Source organism: Agrobacterium sp. Azo12 (genome assembly GCF_029193765.2).
In the GTDB taxonomy this organism is placed as follows: domain Bacteria; phylum Pseudomonadota; class Alphaproteobacteria; order Rhizobiales; family Rhizobiaceae; genus Agrobacterium.
The window spans coordinates 1-461 of record NZ_JARFYO020000008.1 but is presented as its reverse complement, the minus strand read 5'-3'; the positions used below and the strand labels follow the sequence as shown (position 1 = coordinate 461).

Sequence of the window (461 nt, the reverse complement as noted above, 5' to 3'; positions counted from 1 at the left end):
GCCCCCGCAACCAAATCAACAAAACATTCCCCCAAAAACAAAATCTCAAAACTAAAAGAAACCGCAGACCATTGGCGGCGCCTACGCGCGCGCGAAATAACCCTTCTCAAGACACAACAACCAAGGCACGCCAACAGCTGCCCAATGCGAAAGTCAAAGCCTGGAAAAACCGCCGGCGACAAAACGATCAATAACCAATGGTAGACACGCCGCAAGAAAATCAAGGCGACGCCCGCAAAACATGCTCGCTCAGAAAATCCAAATAGGCGCGTACCCGGCCAGACAATGGTCCCGAACCACCATAGACACACCAGATAACCTCGACATCGCCTGGGTTATAATCGTCCAGAACAGACACAAGTCTGCCCGCTTCAATATCTTCCTCCACATGAAAACCGCCAACACGCCCCAAGCCTAAACCATCAAGGCACAATCGGCGCATCGCCTTGACGAAATCATTG

General features: G+C 51.4%; 1 protein-coding gene and 1 pseudogene. One reads left to right on the top strand and one right to left on the bottom strand.

Annotated features, from left to right (window positions below; genetic code table 11):
• Positions 1–194 (top strand): hypothetical protein (locus PYL13_RS26910; protein WP_303299160.1); only part of this gene is annotated, 194 nt, incomplete at its 5' end.
• Between the two features lie 26 nt (positions 195–220).
• Here PYL13_RS26910 and PYL13_RS26905 read toward each other — a convergent pair.
• A pseudogene (locus PYL13_RS26905) lies at positions 221–461 on the bottom strand (LysR family transcriptional regulator); the annotation flags it as partial.